The sequence below is a fragment of the Pinisolibacter sp. DMC19 genome (assembly GCF_056313985.1).
Map to the genome: position 1 here is coordinate 1 of NZ_JBQUZF010000004.1, position 14,756 is coordinate 14,756.

General features: G+C 68.1%; 14 protein-coding genes. 6 read left to right on the forward strand and 8 right to left on the reverse strand.

Going from position 1 to position 14,756, the window contains the following annotated elements:
• From ACT53U_RS11155 to ACT53U_RS11190, 8 genes are all read right to left on the reverse strand, one after another.
• Positions 1–990: MCP four helix bundle domain-containing protein (locus tag ACT53U_RS11155; RefSeq protein WP_476155082.1), on the reverse strand; the 990-nt coding region annotated here is incomplete at its 3' end.
• 77 nt (positions 991–1,067) lie between these two features.
• Positions 1,068–1,574: a chemotaxis protein CheW gene (locus ACT53U_RS11160; RefSeq protein WP_476155084.1), complete on the reverse strand. Its 507-nt coding sequence runs from the start codon at positions 1,572–1,574 to the stop codon at positions 1,068–1,070.
• Entirely contained in the window at positions 1,571–3,676 is a 2,106-nt protein-coding gene (locus ACT53U_RS11165; RefSeq protein ID WP_476155086.1) for a chemotaxis protein CheA, read from the reverse strand. The genes ACT53U_RS11160 and ACT53U_RS11165 overlap by 4 nt, the downstream gene beginning before the upstream one ends.
• Positions 3,673–4,041, reverse strand: coding sequence for a response regulator (locus ACT53U_RS11170; RefSeq protein ID WP_476155088.1), 369 nt, complete (start codon positions 4,039–4,041; stop codon positions 3,673–3,675). The genes ACT53U_RS11165 and ACT53U_RS11170 overlap by 4 nt, the downstream gene beginning before the upstream one ends.
• Positions 4,038–4,367, reverse strand: a complete 330-nt coding sequence (locus tag ACT53U_RS11175; RefSeq protein WP_476155090.1) for an STAS domain-containing protein — start codon at positions 4,365–4,367, stop codon at positions 4,038–4,040. Before ACT53U_RS11175 ends, ACT53U_RS11170 begins: the two co-directional genes overlap by 4 nt.
• 105 nt (positions 4,368–4,472) lie before the next feature.
• Positions 4,473–6,215, reverse strand: a complete 1,743-nt coding sequence (locus ACT53U_RS11180; RefSeq protein ID WP_476155092.1) for a hypothetical protein — start codon at positions 6,213–6,215, stop codon at positions 4,473–4,475.
• Positions 6,212–7,417: an HD domain-containing phosphohydrolase gene (locus ACT53U_RS11185; RefSeq protein WP_476155094.1), complete on the reverse strand. Its 1,206-nt coding sequence runs from the start codon at positions 7,415–7,417 to the stop codon at positions 6,212–6,214. Before ACT53U_RS11185 ends, ACT53U_RS11180 begins: the two co-directional genes overlap by 4 nt.
• Positions 7,418–8,124: 707 nt before the next feature.
• Positions 8,125–8,829, reverse strand: a complete 705-nt coding sequence (locus ACT53U_RS11190; RefSeq protein WP_476155096.1) for a pirin family protein — start codon at positions 8,827–8,829, stop codon at positions 8,125–8,127.
• Between the two features lie 320 nt (positions 8,830–9,149).
• Here ACT53U_RS11190 and ACT53U_RS11195 point away from each other — a divergent pair, with 320 nt between their 5' ends.
• The 6 genes from ACT53U_RS11195 to ACT53U_RS11220 all read left to right on the forward strand — a co-directional run bounded on the left by ACT53U_RS11195 (position 9,150) and on the right by ACT53U_RS11220 (position 14,708).
• On the forward strand, positions 9,150–10,697 hold the full coding sequence (locus tag ACT53U_RS11195) for an OpgD/OpgG family glucan biosynthesis protein (RefSeq protein ID WP_476155098.1): 1,548 nt from the start codon (positions 9,150–9,152) through the stop codon (positions 10,695–10,697).
• 336 nt (positions 10,698–11,033) lie between these two features.
• The gene (locus ACT53U_RS11200) at positions 11,034–11,753 is read left to right on the forward strand and encodes a GntR family transcriptional regulator (protein WP_476155100.1); all 720 of its coding nucleotides are present in this window, start codon (positions 11,034–11,036) and stop codon (positions 11,751–11,753) included.
• A gap of 32 nt (positions 11,754–11,785) precedes the next feature.
• Positions 11,786–12,571, forward strand: a complete 786-nt coding sequence (locus ACT53U_RS11205; protein WP_476155102.1) for a transporter substrate-binding domain-containing protein — start codon at positions 11,786–11,788, stop codon at positions 12,569–12,571.
• 88 nt (positions 12,572–12,659) lie between these two features.
• Positions 12,660–13,331 (forward strand): amino acid ABC transporter permease, encoded by a 672-nt coding sequence (locus ACT53U_RS11210; RefSeq protein WP_476155104.1) that lies wholly within the window; start codon positions 12,660–12,662, stop codon positions 13,329–13,331.
• Positions 13,328–13,987: an amino acid ABC transporter permease gene (locus ACT53U_RS11215; protein WP_476138223.1), complete on the forward strand. Its 660-nt coding sequence runs from the start codon at positions 13,328–13,330 to the stop codon at positions 13,985–13,987. The genes ACT53U_RS11210 and ACT53U_RS11215 overlap by 4 nt, the downstream gene beginning before the upstream one ends.
• Positions 13,965–14,708 (forward strand): amino acid ABC transporter ATP-binding protein, encoded by a 744-nt coding sequence (locus tag ACT53U_RS11220; RefSeq protein ID WP_476138224.1) that lies wholly within the window; start codon positions 13,965–13,967, stop codon positions 14,706–14,708. Before ACT53U_RS11215 ends, ACT53U_RS11220 begins: the two co-directional genes overlap by 23 nt.
• Positions 14,709–14,756: the final 48 nt, after the last annotated feature.

Sequence of the window (14,756 nt, forward strand, 5' to 3'; positions counted from 1 at the left end):
GGCCTGCTCGCTGGCACCCTGCGCGATCTGCTCGGAGGCCGCGGAGAGCTGCTGCGAACCCGACGAGACGTTGTCGGACGCCGACATCGCGTCCTTCACCACGGCGCGCAGCCGTTCGACCATGCGCTCCAACGCCTGACCGAGCGTGTCCTTGTCGGAGAGCGGCGTCGGCTTGACCATCAGGTTGCCTTCGGCGATCTCGGTGGCGATGTCGGCGGTGTTCGAGAGATTGGCGGTCATCCGCTCCATGGCCGAGATCAGATCCCTGATCTCGTCGTTGGACTTGTGGACGACCTGCTTGGAGAGATCGCCGACGGCGACGGCTTCGGCGAGTTCGACGCCGCGCTTCAGGCCGTTGGAGATCGACAGCGACATCCACAGGGCGACGCCGACGGCGAAGAGGAAGACGAGACCGGTGGCGGCCAGCAGCTGGAGGCGGGTGTCCTCGTAGCTCGCCTGCGCGTTCTCGGTCGCGGTCTGCATGATCCGCTTCTGGAGCGCGATGAGCTTGGCGGTGACGGCGTCCATCTCGGCGGCCGCGGCACGGGCGTCGCCGTTGGAGAGGGCGATCGCGGCGGCGACGTCGCCGGAGGCCTGAATGTCCGGGATCTTGCGCGAGACGTCACTGAAGTTCAGCGTGGCCTTGCGCATGGCCTCCCAGTAGGGCTTGCCTTCCGGGCTCGCGGTCTCGTAGCCCTTGCCGAGGAAGTCGAGGGCCTTGGCGATGGCGTCGTCGAAGTTCTTGTAGAACTTCCTGGCGGTCGCCATGTCGGTCGACAACAGGGCGTTCTTCTGGGCGCGGATCGCCTCGGACGTCGCGCCGTCGGCGGACAGGACGTATTCCAGCCGCTGCACCGGACCTCTGACGAGGTTTTCCAGCATCGTGTTGATCTTCGACAGGTTGGCGATGCCGACCGTGGCTATGCCGGCCAGCATGAGCACGATCAACCCGAAGGCGAGTGCCAGCTTGAGCTTGATGGTGAAGCGCATCGCGCGTTCCTTTCTGGAAGTCTGCCGAGCCGTTCTGGCTCGGGGCAAATGGGTCGTGAATGAAATCGGGGGTCGGGTCAGGCTTCGACGGCGGGGGCGCGATCCTTGGCGAAGATCGCCGCCATGTCGGGGAAGATCACGACGGAGCCGCCGTGTTTGACGAGGCTGAGGATCAGGTCCTCTGGCCATTTCATGCCGACGCGGGGCGGCGGTTCGCCGTCGTCGCGGTGCAGGGTGGAGACCTCGTTGACCCGGTCGGTCCGGAGGCCGACCAGCGTCGGGGTGCCGTCGAGGTCGATCTCGACCACGACGATGCGGCTGTCGATGGTCGGGTCGGCGATCGGCATGCCGAAGGCGAGGCGGATGTCGGCGAGGGGAATGACCTTGCCGCGGAAGTTGATCACCGAGCCGACGAAGGGGCGGGCGCCGGGGACGACGGTCTCGGGCAGGAGATCGAGGATCTCCCGGACGATCGCCGCCTCGAGGGCGAAGGTCTCGCCGCCGACGTCGAAGGTGAGGGCTTCCATGTCGCCGTCGTCGTTCCACGGCGGCGCGAGGGTGGAGGTGCGGTGTTCGTTGCTCATGCGGTGGCTCGCAGCTGCGCCTCCTGGCTCCGGCCCGCCGCCACCAGACTGGCGACGTCGAGAATGAGGGCCACGCCGCCGTCGCCGAGGATCGTCGCGCCGGCGAAGGTCTCGACGTCGTCGTGCAGCTTCGACATGGACTTGATGACCGTCTGGTGGTCGCCGATGATCTGGTCGACGACCAGACCGACGCGTTCCGAGCCGGTCGAGACCACCACGATCTTCTGGTAGGGATCGGGGCGGGTGCCGGTCGCGAAGATCTCGCGCAGGCGGATGAAGGGCACCAGGCGGCCACGCAGGTTGATGAAGCTGCGACCGCGCGAGCGCATGTCCTCCTCGAGCGACAGTTCGAGGCATTCCTCGACCGCCGGCAGGGGGATGACGTAGCGCCCGGTGCCGACCCGCACGAGCAGGCCGTCGATGATCGCCAGCGTCAGCGGGATGCGCAGCGCCACGGTGGTGCCGACGCCGAGCGCGCTCTTGATGTCGATCGTACCGTGCAGGCCTTCGATGGTCTTCTTGACCACGTCCATGCCGACGCCGCGTCCGGAGAGGTTGGTGACGGCGGAGGCGGTGGAGAAGCCCGGCTGGAGGATCAGCTGGTAGATCTCGGAATCGGTCAGCGCCGCGCCGGGGGTGATCAGACCCTGGCTCTCGGCCTTGGCGCGGACCCGTTCGCGGTCGATGCCGCGGCCGTCGTCGGCGATCGTCACGATCACCTCGCCGCCGGCCTGCTGGGCGGAGAGCGTGATCCGCCCGGCCGCCGGCTTGCCGGTCGCCATACGGGCGTCGTGGTCCTCGAGCCCGTGGTCGGCGGCGTTGCGCACCAGATGGACCAGCGGATCGGCGAGGCGCTCGATCACCGTCTTGTCCATCTCGGTGGTCTCGCCCTCGGTCTGCAGCAGGATCTCCTTGCCGGTGTCGCGCTGCAGGTCGTGGACGAGGCGGCGGAAGCGGTCGAAGAGGGTTCCGACCGGCACCATGCGCAGCACCATCATGGTGGTGCGCAGTTCGGCGCAGAGCCGTTCCATCTCTTCGCTGACGGCGCGCAACTGGACGTCGATGCTGCCGGCGGCGATCTGGGAGAGCCGCGACTGGGCGATCACCAGTTCGCCGACCCGGTCCATCAGCTCGTCGAGACGCTCGGCGGGCACGCGGACGCTCTCCGTCTTGCGACGCGCCTTGGCCTCGCTCGTCTCGTTGCGTGGCGCCGGCGCCGCGGACGCGACTTCGGCGGGGTGGACGGCGGTCTCGGCGGTCGCCGGAGCCTCGGTCGCGACGACGATCGGGGCAGGGACCGGCGCGGGGGCCGGCGTGGCGGCGATCGTCACGGCGGCCGCCGCTGGGGCGACCGGGGCTGCCGGGGCATTCGGGGCGGCGACCGGGCCGAGGTCGTCGAGATCGAGCGTCATGTCGTCCATGACGAAGATGAAGACGTCCTCGATGTCGCCGCGGCCTCGGCTCGTCTCGAGCGCGGCGGTCCAGGTCAGGTGCAACTCGGTCGGGTCGAGCCGGTCGAGCGAGGGGATCGAGCTCGTGTCGGCGGTGACCTCGCAGGGACCCATGTCGCGCAGTTCGTCGAGCAGGGTCAGCGGGTTGGTGCCGTTGCGCAGGGTGCCGGTCGGCAGTGCGAAGCGCAGGCGCCAGCGGTGCGGGGGAGCAGCCTCGGTGACGACCGGGGCGGCCGGTGCGGTGGCGGCCGGGGTGGCGGCGGGTGCTGCCGGCGTGTCGGTTTCGATCGCCTCGCGCAGGCGGTCGAGCAGCATGGCGCCGACGCCGGCATGGTCGCCCTCTGGGTCTTCGACCAGCGCGCGCATGTGGTCGCGGGCGGCGAGGACGGCGGCGACGAGCTCGACGCTCGCCGGCGCATGGCCCTTGCGGACCGCGTCGAAGGCGGTCTCGCAATGGTGGGTGAAGGCGGCGAGGGCGTCGAAGCCGAACATCGCGCCCGAGCCCTTCAGGGTGTGCAGGCCGCGGAACACGGCGTCGATCAGCGAGCGGTCGTCGAGCCGATGCTCGAGATCGAGCAGGCCCTGCTCGATCTGCTCGAGCAGCTCGGCGGCCTCGGTGCGGAACATGTCGAGAGGATCGGCTCTGCTCATCGGCCCAGCACCCTGTTCACGAGTTTGACCATCTGTGCCGGCTCGAAGGGCTTGGTCAGCCAGGCCGTGGCACCGGCCGCCTTGGCGCGGCTCTTCAGCGCGGCGTCGGATTCGGTCGTCAGGAAGAGGATCGGCACGCCGACGCAGTTGGGCAGGCGGCGGATCTCCTCGATCATCTTCAGGCCGTCCATGTTCGGCATGTTGAGATCGGTGACGATCGCGTCGAAGCGCCGGGTGCGTGCCTTGGAAAGGCCGTCGAGCCCGTCGACGGCCTCGGTGACGGTGTAGCCGGCGTCGGAGAGCGCCAGCCGGGTGGTCATGCGGACGGACGCCGAGTCGTCCACGGTCAGAATGTGTGCAGTCATGCCGCGACCTCTTCGTGGAACCAGAAACGAGCCGAGTCGTGCGCGCCGTCGGTCGCCAGACCGCTCCGTTCGAGGATGGTGCGGACGTTGGCGCCGACCGGGCGGGCGAGGAGGAGAGTCTTGCCGCTCTCCTCGGCATAGCGACGGGCGGATTCGATCAACTGCACGAAGCTGAGATCGACCTGCGCATCGTCGTCGATGTCGAGACACAGACGATTGGCACCAGCAAATGCCTGGAGCAGCTGCTGATGTATTTCCGATATCTCGCGGATGGTGAATCTCGGAATTTCCGTGTCCTTGTCGAGCTCAGATGCTGTCGCTTGCATTTGGAATACCCTCCAAATTCGACTGTCGAATCATCTCAGTGATGAGTTAATTCGACGTAAACCAAAGGTTGCTTTGCAACCGCTGACTGTTTTCTGGTTTGTGTTTCACAGAAGGAAGTCGTCGAGATCTTCGGACGCAGGCGGCGGCGGCTCCGCTCTGCGCGCGGCGTCTTCCGTGGGACTTCCGAGCCCCAGCACGGCGGCGTGGATCTCGCGCTCGCCGGCCATGGTGTAGTGTTTCGCCATCTCTTCGGAGAAGGTCCGGACGAAGTCGGCGTCGCGGCCTTCGCCGCTCCAGAGGGCGGAACGGTCGTCGCGCAGCAGGCGATCGCATTCGGCCAGGCGGTCGCCGAGCGCGGCGTCGAAATCGAGTTCGCGGGCGATGGTGGCGATGCGACCGACGACGATCTCGCCGCGCGCGGCGATGATCGCGACGTTGTCGCGGCTGGCGTCGTTGACGCGGTGGAGGGCGGCGAGGACGCCTGCGAGATCGGCGGCGAGATCGGTCGACGTCGTCTCGGTGGAGGCGCCGTCGCGGGTCATCCGGCGGAGGTCGGCGAGGCGTTGGAGCACCGCTTCGGCGATGGTGCCGAGGCGCTCGCCGGAAACGCTCATCTCGGTGGCGATCACGCCGACGGCGCGACCGGCAACGCCAAGGCGCGAGCATTTGAGATAGGCGTTGATCGCCAGACAGCGGATGTCGTCACGGACGCTGCGCAGATTGCCGATGCTGCCGGCGTTGTCGAGCAGTTCGGCGGCGAGGTGATTGGTCTCCTCGCGGGCCCGTTCGGCGCGATGCTGGGCGTCGTCGATCGAGGAGGCGAGGGCGACGGCGGCCTCGATGCCGTGTTCGAGGACCCGCATCGGATCTTCTTCCGCCTGCTCGGTGCGGAACATCGCGGCGGCGAGATCGACCACCCCGGCGGCGTCGCGACCGAGGCCGTCGATGGTCTCGACGATGCGCCGGGTCTGGGCGACGAAATCGCGGTTGAGCGCGGTCAGTTGGGCGGCGAAGAGCGCCAGCGCGGCGTTGCGCAGCGCCTCGCGGTCGGCGCCGTCGAGGCCGGCGCGATCGACCATGTGGAGCCCATCGCGAACATGCTCGATGCGCTGACGGGTGACGTCGCCGATCTGCAGCGACGAGAGCACCGTGGCGACGCGGCCGCGGACGTTGCGCACCAGGTCGGCGGTCCGCTCGGCGGCGGTGGCGAGGTCGTGGCGGCGGCGATCGATCACCCGCGTGGCGCCGACGAGCGCCTCGGAGACGCGGGGGGCGTCGCGATGGACGAGGCCGATGGCGCGGTCGCTCTCCGCGCCGGCCTGGCCGAGCCGATCGTTGATCGCGTCGACCTGGGCCGAGAAGCGTGCGACCTCGGCGGCGGCATTGGCGGCATAGCCGGCGATGTCGTCGGCGAAGCCGCGGAACTCGTCGCGGCCGGCGCCGGTGATCCGCGTCGCGGTGGCACAGGTGCCGATGTAGGCGAGAACGCCGCGCATCTCGGCGAGCAGCGCGGGAATGGCGGCGCCCGCCCGCGAGACGGCCTCGAAGGCGGAACGGTCGACGTCGCCGTCGGCGCGTTGGCGGAGCCGCGCCATCGTGGCGGTCAGGACCTCGGTGGCACGGCGCGCGTCGTCGTCGGCGAGCGCGTTGACGACCGCCTCGGTCGCGCCGAGCACCTCGGTGACGCTCTCCTGCGCTTCGACCAGGGCCTCGCCGCCGGCGAGGAAGCGGGCTTCGATCTCTTCGCGCGCCCGCTCGAGCCGATCGAGCAGGCTCGTGAAGAGGACGTCGTCGGAGGCGTCCGTCCGGTCGTCGCCGGCGGTGAATGTCGCACGTGCGGTGGTCATCGGGACGCGCGCCTCCCCAGAGCGAAGACGACGGCGGCGGGCTCGCGTTCGACCTCGGTCGCGATGGACACGGTCGTGGAGGGCTCGATCGCCGGGGGCTCGGCCACCGGCGGGGCGGCCGCCGGCTCGTCGCTGAGACGCGTCATGATTTCCTCGATGTCGGGCAAAAGGCGGATGAAGGCTTCGACACAGGCGGGGTCGAAATGGCGCGCGGCGCCGCGCAGGATCTCGGCGACGGCGGTCTCGCGCGGCCAGGCGGGCTTGTAGGGGCGCCTGGAGCAGAGCGCGTCGAAGACGTCGGCGACGGCGACGATGCGCGCCTCGAGCGGGATCGCCTCGCCGACGAGACCGTCCGGGTAGCCGGAGCCGTCCCACTTCTCGTGGTGATGCCGGGCGATGTTGGCGGCGACCTGCAGGAGCTCCGACGATCCGCCCTGGAGGATGCGGTTGCCGTGTTCGACGTGGCGGCGCATCTCGACCAGTTCGGCGTCGTCGAGGCGCCCCGGCTTGCGCAGGATGCTGTCGGTCACGCCGATCTTGCCGACGTCGTGCAGCGGCGCGGCGAGATAGACCATGTGGCACCAGTGCTCGTCGTGGCCGAGGCCGCGCGCCAGCGCCCGGCTGATCTCGGCGACCCGCGAGATGTGGTGGCCGGTGTCGTCGTCACGCATCTCCATGGCGCGGGCGAGACGCCAGATCATCTCCTCCTCGCGCCGGGCTACGGTCTGGATCGCCCGTTTGACGGTGCCGTTCAGTTCTTCGGCCCAGCAGTTCAGCCGGACCTGCGCCCGCCGCAGCGAGAGGAGATTGGAGACGCGGGCCTGGAGTTCGAGCCGGTCGAAGGGCTTGGTCAGGAAGTCGGTGGCTCCGGCCGAGAGCGCCTCGACGCGGACCTCGCGTTCCAGCTTGGACGTGACCATGACGATCGGGACGGTGCGGTAGTCGTCCTGCGCACGCAGGATGCGGATGACCGAGATCCCGTCGATGCCGGGCATCAGATAGTCGATGACCAACGTGTCGTACTGGGTCGTCCGACACATTTCTTCGACGGCACGACTGTCTAGACAAGTGTCGATGTCGATACCGGGCAGACCCTTCAGGGCCTCGACCATGAGCGAAAGAAGCGATGGGCTGTCGTCGACGACGAGAATGCGTGCCGCACTCTCGTCTCTGAAGCACCATGTGGCCGGTTCTCTTGCCATGATCACTCCCTTTACACAAGTTTCGGCATCGATTTCGGGGTCGCGAATTCATCGCGTAGACCTCGGCAGCACCCGAGCCCTCCGTCCGGCACGTGTTTCTACGTTGCTCCAAAGGGCTCTATTCCCGAGTCCCGGGGCATTCATCCTGTGTCTCTGCAGTTGACATGGTTTCGCCAGTGGCCTTAATTTTGAGTTAAACTGAAAACGTACTCATTTACGTAGTGTCACATTTCTTGCGTTCGGCGATGGATTTGGATGCCATGCGCAGTGTTTTCTGAGCGAATACATTCGCAGTTCATATGAATTTGCTGTGACGGACAGAAGATGTTTGGTTGGAACAACTGGGGTGCCCCAAGGTCTGGTGGGGTGGGTCGACCATGGTGCGACCAATGGAGTCGGTGTGAAACGCCGGCGTCATCGAGTCGCCTCGCGAGTCTCGCGTCGCCTGTCATCGAGTCAGGTCGTCGCGAACAGCCTGCGGCACGGGGCGTCGGGGGAGGGGTGATCGTTATGGTGATCGCGATCATCGAGTCGTCGCGAGGACGAACGGCCCTGCCACGACACGGGCGACAGCACGGTGTCGCAGGCGCCACGCGGGGCGATTTTCGACCGGTCGGGTGCCGAGCGGGCAAAGAAAGACCCCCCGGCCGGGGGCCGAGGGGTCGTCGTGTGCGTTCATCGTCGATCGGGCGCCTTCGTGCGAGGCGTCAGGGCGCCATGTCGAAGAGCAGGACTTCGGCATCGTCGATCCCTTCGAGGACGATCGTGCTGCCCTCGTCGATCGCCAGACCGTCGCCTTCGCGCAGGCGCTCGCCCGCCACGATCGCCTCGCCACGGGCGATCTGCACCCAGGCGATGCGGCCGGGGGCGAGATCGTGCGAGACGGTCTCGCCGGCGTCGAGCAGCGTCGCGAAGAGCGCGACGTCGGCATGGATCGTGACCGAGCCGTCGCGGCCGTCGTTCGAGGCGACGAGACGCAGTCGACCGCGCTTTTCCTCCGGCTCGAAGCGGGTCTGCTCGTAGCCCGGCGCGAGGCCCTGGGCGTCCGGCAGGATCCAGATCTGGAGGAAGTGCACCGGGTCGGTCGCCGAGGCGTTGAACTCGGAGTGCCGGATGCCGGTGCCCGCCGTCATGCGCTGGACGTCGCCGGGGCGGATCACCGAGCCGGTGCCGAGGCTGTCGCGATGCTGCAACCCGCCGTCGAGGACATAGGAGACGATCTCCATGTCGCGGTGAGGATGAGTCGGGAAGCCGCCGCCGGGGGCGACGCGGTCGTCGTTGATCACCCTGAGCGGACCGAAGCCCATGTGGCGGGGATCCCAGTATTCACCGAAGGAGAAGGTGTGGCGGCTGTCGAGCCAGCCGAAGTCGGCCCGGCCACGCTCTTCCGCTGGTCTGAGAGTGATGGTCATGTCGCTGTCTCCTCGCACGATCGTAGGACCGTGCCTGTCGAGGACGAAGATGGGTCATTGCAGATCTTGGAACAATTGTGCGATCACTCGACGAATTGATCGACGAACGGAGACGACGTGCTGCGCCTTCCATCGCCGACGGCGGTATCGCCGCTCCGATGGCGCGGCCTGCGCACAGGAACCGTCGTCGCGTCGCGCGATGCTTCCGGAACGCGCCGTCTTCACGCCGCAAATTCGCCGAGTGTCGCGTGTTCACATCATTTCACGCGGATCTTTTCGCCTGTTTCTGGCGTCGAGAGATCCGATCGGAGGAGGAAACGATGACTGCGACGCGACGTGACGTGATGGCCTGGGCTCTCGCTGCTCCGCCGGTATCGGTCGTCGGCGCGTGGCCCGAGGCGGGGCGGGCCGCGGAGCCACCGAAGACCGACGGGCGCGGTGTCCGCTTCGAGCCGCACGTGCTGCGCGGTCGCGCCCGCGCGATGGCGGAAAAGCCCTTCGTGCCGCCGCAGACGGCGCTGCCCAAGGGGCTCGAGGATCTGAGCTACGACCGCTATCGCGCCATCGCGTTCCGGCCGGAGGACGCGTATCTGCGCGAGGGGCCGGGGCCGTTCCGCATCGAATGGATGCCGCGCGGCTTCCTCTATCGCGATCAGATCGAGTTCAACGCGGTCGACGACGAGCAGTCGCTGAAGATCGCGCAGACCGACGCCTGTTTCACCTTCCCGCCCGACGTACCGGCTCCCAAGGACGGCGCGGTGCTCGGCTGGTCGGGCTTCCGCGTCAAGGCGCCGATCAACCGGCCGGACGTCGCCGAGGAGTTCGTCGTCTTCCAGGGTGCGAGCTATTTCCGCGGGGTGGGCCGCGGCAACATCTACGGCACCTCGGCGCGTGGCCTGTCGATCGCCACCGCCGATCCCAAGGGCGAGGAATTCCCGCTCTTCCGCGAGTTCTGGATCGAGAAGCCGCAGGCCCAGGGCAACCTGCTGGTGGTGCATGCGCTGCTCGATGGTCCGAGCGTGACCGGCGCCTACCGCATCACCATCGTCCCGGGCGAGACGACGACCACCACCGTCGAGGCGGCGCTCTATCCGCGCGTCGATCTCGACAAGGTCGGCATCGGCAATCTCACCAGCATGTTCCTCTTCGCACCGAACGACCGGAAGGGCTTCGACGACTTCCGCCCGGCGGTGCGCGACGCCGAGGGGCTCGCCTTCCTGACGGCGGCGGGCGAGCGTTGCTGGCGGCCGCTGACCAATCCGCAGACGCTGCAGATGTCGGTCTTCGCCGACACCAACCTGCGCGGCTTCGGTCTGATGCAGCGCCAGCGCTCCTTCTTCGAATACCAGGACATGGAGGCCGCCTACGAGAAGCGGCCGAGCGCCTGGGTCGAACCGCTCGGCGACTGGGGCGGCGGCAAGGTCATCCTGGTCGAGATCCCGACCAAGGAGGAGATCCACGACAACATCGTCGCCTTCTGGCGCCCGGACGAGCCGCTGCGCAAGGGCGGGGAGTATCTCTATTCCTACCGCATCCATTGGGGCATGGACGGGCCGGTGAAGAGCGAACTGGCTTCCGTCGCGGCGACGCTGGAAGGCGGCGGCGACGAGGAACGCCTGTTCATCGTCGACTTCGTCGGCTCCGGCATCGAGACCGCCAAGCCCGGCGAGCTCAAGGCGGAGATCTCGTGCCGGCCGGGCGACGTCGTCGAGCCGGTGATCGAGCCGAACCCGCACGTCAAGGGCCAGCGCCTCGCCTTCCGTATCCGGGTCGGGGCCGAGCCCTTCGTCGAGATCCGTGCGCGGCTGCTGCGTGGCGCCGATCCCGTCACCGAGACCTGGCTCTATCGCTGGAGCCGCGCCGAATGAGGCGATGACGCCGGCGCCGGACGACGGTTGCCGCGTGGTCTCGTCGGGCGAGCGCCTGCTCTTCCCGTGACGCCCACCACCCGGTCGGCGATGGCGTCGGTGATCGCGGCCTTCGACCCTCGGTCGTCGGCGCTCGATCCGTCGATCCGCACCCCATCCGCAAAGACCCGTCGATCGGACGCCACTCCGATCGATCGACCTTCCGTGCCGCCTCGGCGTGATGCAGCGGGCGGCAGATCGCGTTCGTGCGCCCACATTTTGAGCATGCCCGTATTTCCGTCTCGCTGAAATGATTGAGGAATCCGTCTGGCCCGTGCCTTGCTTGAAGGACGGGACTTGTATGCAAGACAGGTCGACCAGGGCATGGCGAGTGAAGGACGGATCGACGAGGCAATCCTCGAAGCCATTCTGGCCGGACGGCTGGAGCCGGGAACCCGGCTCGGCGAGGTCCGTCTCGGCGAGATCTTCGGCGTCTCCCGCACCCGGGTGCGCGAAGCGCTGATGAAGCTCGAGACGCGCGGCATCGTCCGCGTGAACTCCCGCCGCGGCTGGTTCGTCGTCGAACCCTCGGCCGAGGAGGCGCGCGCCGCCTTCCAGGCACGCCGGGTGGTCGAGACCGGGCTGATCCTGTCGATGCGCGGCCTCGATCCGGCCCATGCCGCCCATCTCAGGGCCCATCTCGTCGAAGAGGAACAGACGATCGTCGGCGGCGACGTCGGCTCGCGCACCTGTTCGCTCGGCGACTTCCACATCCATCTCGCCGAAGCCGCCGGCAATCCGCTGCTGGTCGACATCCTGCGCGATCTGACCGCGCGCACCACGCTGGTCTCGATGCTCTACCAGTCGACCGAGGAGGCCGCCGCCTCCCATGCCGACCACACCGCGATCTTCGCCGCCCTCGAGGTGGCCGATTTCCCGGAAGCCGCGCGGCTGATGGTCGGCCACATCGACGACGTCGAGGACGGTCTCGACCTCTCCGTCCGCCGCATTCGCCCCGACGATCTGCGCGCTCTCCTCGTCACCGACGGGCCGTCGCCACGTCACCGCTTCTCATGACCTCGCGAACTCACGTCGAAAGGACCCATCGCATGCTGCGCCGTCACTTCCTCTCCGCTTCCGCCTTCCTCCTCGCCGCCGCCGTGCTCGGTGGCGAGGCGCGCGCCGATGCGCTCGCCGACATCACCGCGCGCGGCACCGTGCGCATCGCCGTGCCGCAGGACTTCCCGCCCTTCGGCAGCGTCGGGGCCGACATGGCGCCGGTCGGCTACGACGTCGACACCGCCCGCCTGATCGCCCAGCGCCTCGGCGTCAAGGTCGAGATCGTGCCGGTGACCTCGGCCAACCGCATCCCCTATCTCCAGACCAACAAGGTCGATCTCGTCATCTCGAGCCTCGGCAAGAACGCCGAGCGCGAGAAGGTGATCGATTTCTCGTCTGCCTATGCGCCCTTCTTCAACGGCGTCTTCGGCCCGGCCTCGGCGGCCGTGACCAAGGCGGAAGACCTCGCCGGCAAGACGATCGGCGTCACCCGCGGCTCGGTGGAAGATCTCGAGCTGACCAAGATCGCCCCCGAGAGCGCGACCATCAAGCGCTACGAGGACAACAACGGCACGATCTCGGCCTTCCTCTCCGGTCAGGTCGATCTCGTCGCCACCGGCAACGTCGTCGCCGCCGCGATCCTCGCCAAGAACCCGCCGAAGAAGCCGGAGATCAAGTTCCTGATCAAGAACTCGCCCTGCTACATCGGCCTCTCCAAGAACGAGCCGGCGCTGCTCGCCAAGGTCGACGCGGTGATCGCCGCCGCCAAGGCCGACGGCTCGCTCGGCGCCATCGCCAAGAAGTGGCTCGGCGCGGATCTCCCGGCCGATCTCTGATCGTCGTGACCTCCGGGGCGCCGCGCGTGCGGCGCCCCGTCGTTCCCGCCCGGCTCCGTCCGGGCGCCCATGCCGAGAAGGGGACGCCATGGGATCTCGTTTCGATTTCGCCTGGATCCCGGCCTATGCGCCGGTGATCGGCAAGGGCATCATGATCACGGTCGAGCTCGCCGCCGTCGGCGCGGTCCTCGGCATCCTGCTCGGGATCTTCTGCGCCTGGGTGCGGGTCTCGGGACCGAAATGGGCGCGGCCGGTGGTCGTCGCCTATGTCGAGCTGATCCGCAACACGCCGTTCCTGATCCAGCTCTTCTTCGTCTTCTTCGGCCTGCCGTCGCTGGGCGTCAGGCTCGGGGAGTTGCAGGCGGCGAACCTCGCCATGGTGATCAATCTCGGCGCCTACGGCTGCGAGATCGTCCGTGCCGGCCTCATGGCGACGCCGCGCGGCCAGTGGGAGGCGGGTGCCAGCCTCGGCATGAGCCCGATCGAGACCTTCCGCCACGTGGTGCTGGTGCCGGCGCTGGAGAAGATCTGGCCGGCGCTCTCCTCGCAGGTGGTGATCGTCATGCTCGGCTCGGCGGTCGTCTCGCAGATCGCCGCCGAGGACCTGACGTTCGCCGCCAACTTCATCCAGTCGCGCACCTTCCGCGCCTTCGAGGCCTACATCCTGGCGACCGTCGTCTATCTCGCGCTCGCCGTGGCGCTGCGACGGCTGATGACGGGGATCGGCCGGCTGATCTTCCCGCGGAGGGCGGCGCGATGAGCGACTTCACCACCTGGGACATCCTGCGCAACCTGCTGCTGGCGGCGCGCTGGACCCTGCTCCTCTCCTTCGTCTCCTTCGTCGGCGGGGCGATCGTGGGCCTCGGCCTCGTCGGTCTCAGGATCGGCGGCGGCACCTTCGGCCGGCGCTTCGCCATCGGCTGGGTCGAGCTCTTCCAGGGCACGCCGCTCCTGATGCAGCTCTTCCTCGCCTTCTTCGGCCTCGGCCTCTTCGGCGTCGACGTGCCGGCCTGGCTCGCCGCCGGCGTCACGCTCGTCTGCTGGTCGGCGGCCTTCCTCGCCGAGATCTGGCGCGGCTGCGTCGAGGCGATCGCGCGCGGTCAGTGGGAAGCCTCCTCGGCGCTCGGCATGGGCTGGCTGCAGCAGATGCGCTGGGTGATCCTGCCCCAGGCACTGCGCATCGCGGTGCCGCCGACCGTCGGCTTCTCGGTGCAGGTGGTGAAGGGCACCGCCGTCACCTCGATCATCGGTTTCGTCGAACTGTCGAAGGCGGGCACCGTGGTGACCAACGCCACCTTCATGCCCTTCACCGTCTACGGGTTCGTCGCCCTCATCTACTTCGTCATCTGCTGGACGCTGTCGACCTCGGCCCGCGTTCTGGAAAGGAGGCTCGATGTCGCTCATCGCCATCACTGACGTGAAGAAACGCTTCGGCGACAACGAGGTGCTGAAGGGCATCGACCTCGACGTCGATCCCGGCGAGGTCATCGCCATCATCGGCAAGTCGGGCTCGGGCAAGTCGACGCTGCTGCGCTGCGTCAACGGGCTCGAGACCATCGACGACGGCTCGATCATGGTCGCCGGCGCCCAGCTCTTGCCCGACGAGCTGCACCTCAGGGCGCTGCGGCTGAAGGTCGGGATGATCTTCCAGAACTTCAACCTGTTCCCGCATCTGACGGCGGGCCGCAACGTCATGCTGAGCCAGATGGTGGTCAGGAAGACGCCGGAGAAGGACGCCGAGGCGATGGCGCGCCGCATGCTCGAACGCGTCGGCCTCGGCCACAAGTTCGACGCCTATCCCGACCAGCTCTCCGGCGGCCAGCAGCAGCGCGTGGCGATCGCCCGGGCGCTGGCCATGGAGCCGATGGCCCTACTCTGCGACGAGATCACCTCGGCGCTCGACCCGGAACTGGTGTCGGAGGTGCTGGCGGTCGTCAAGGAACTCGCCGCCGAGGGCATGACGCTCCTGATGGTCACCCACGAGATGAAGTTCGCCCGCGACGTCTGCTCGCGCGTCGTCTTCATGCACCAGGGCCGCGTCCACGAGATCGGACCGCCGGACGAGGTCTTCGGCGCGCCGAAGACGCCGGAACTGCGTCAGTTCCTCGGCATGGTCGACCCCGACCGGGCGGCGTGACCGCGCCACCGCGGACCGAGAAGAGATCTCTTCCGCCCTCGCAGGCGG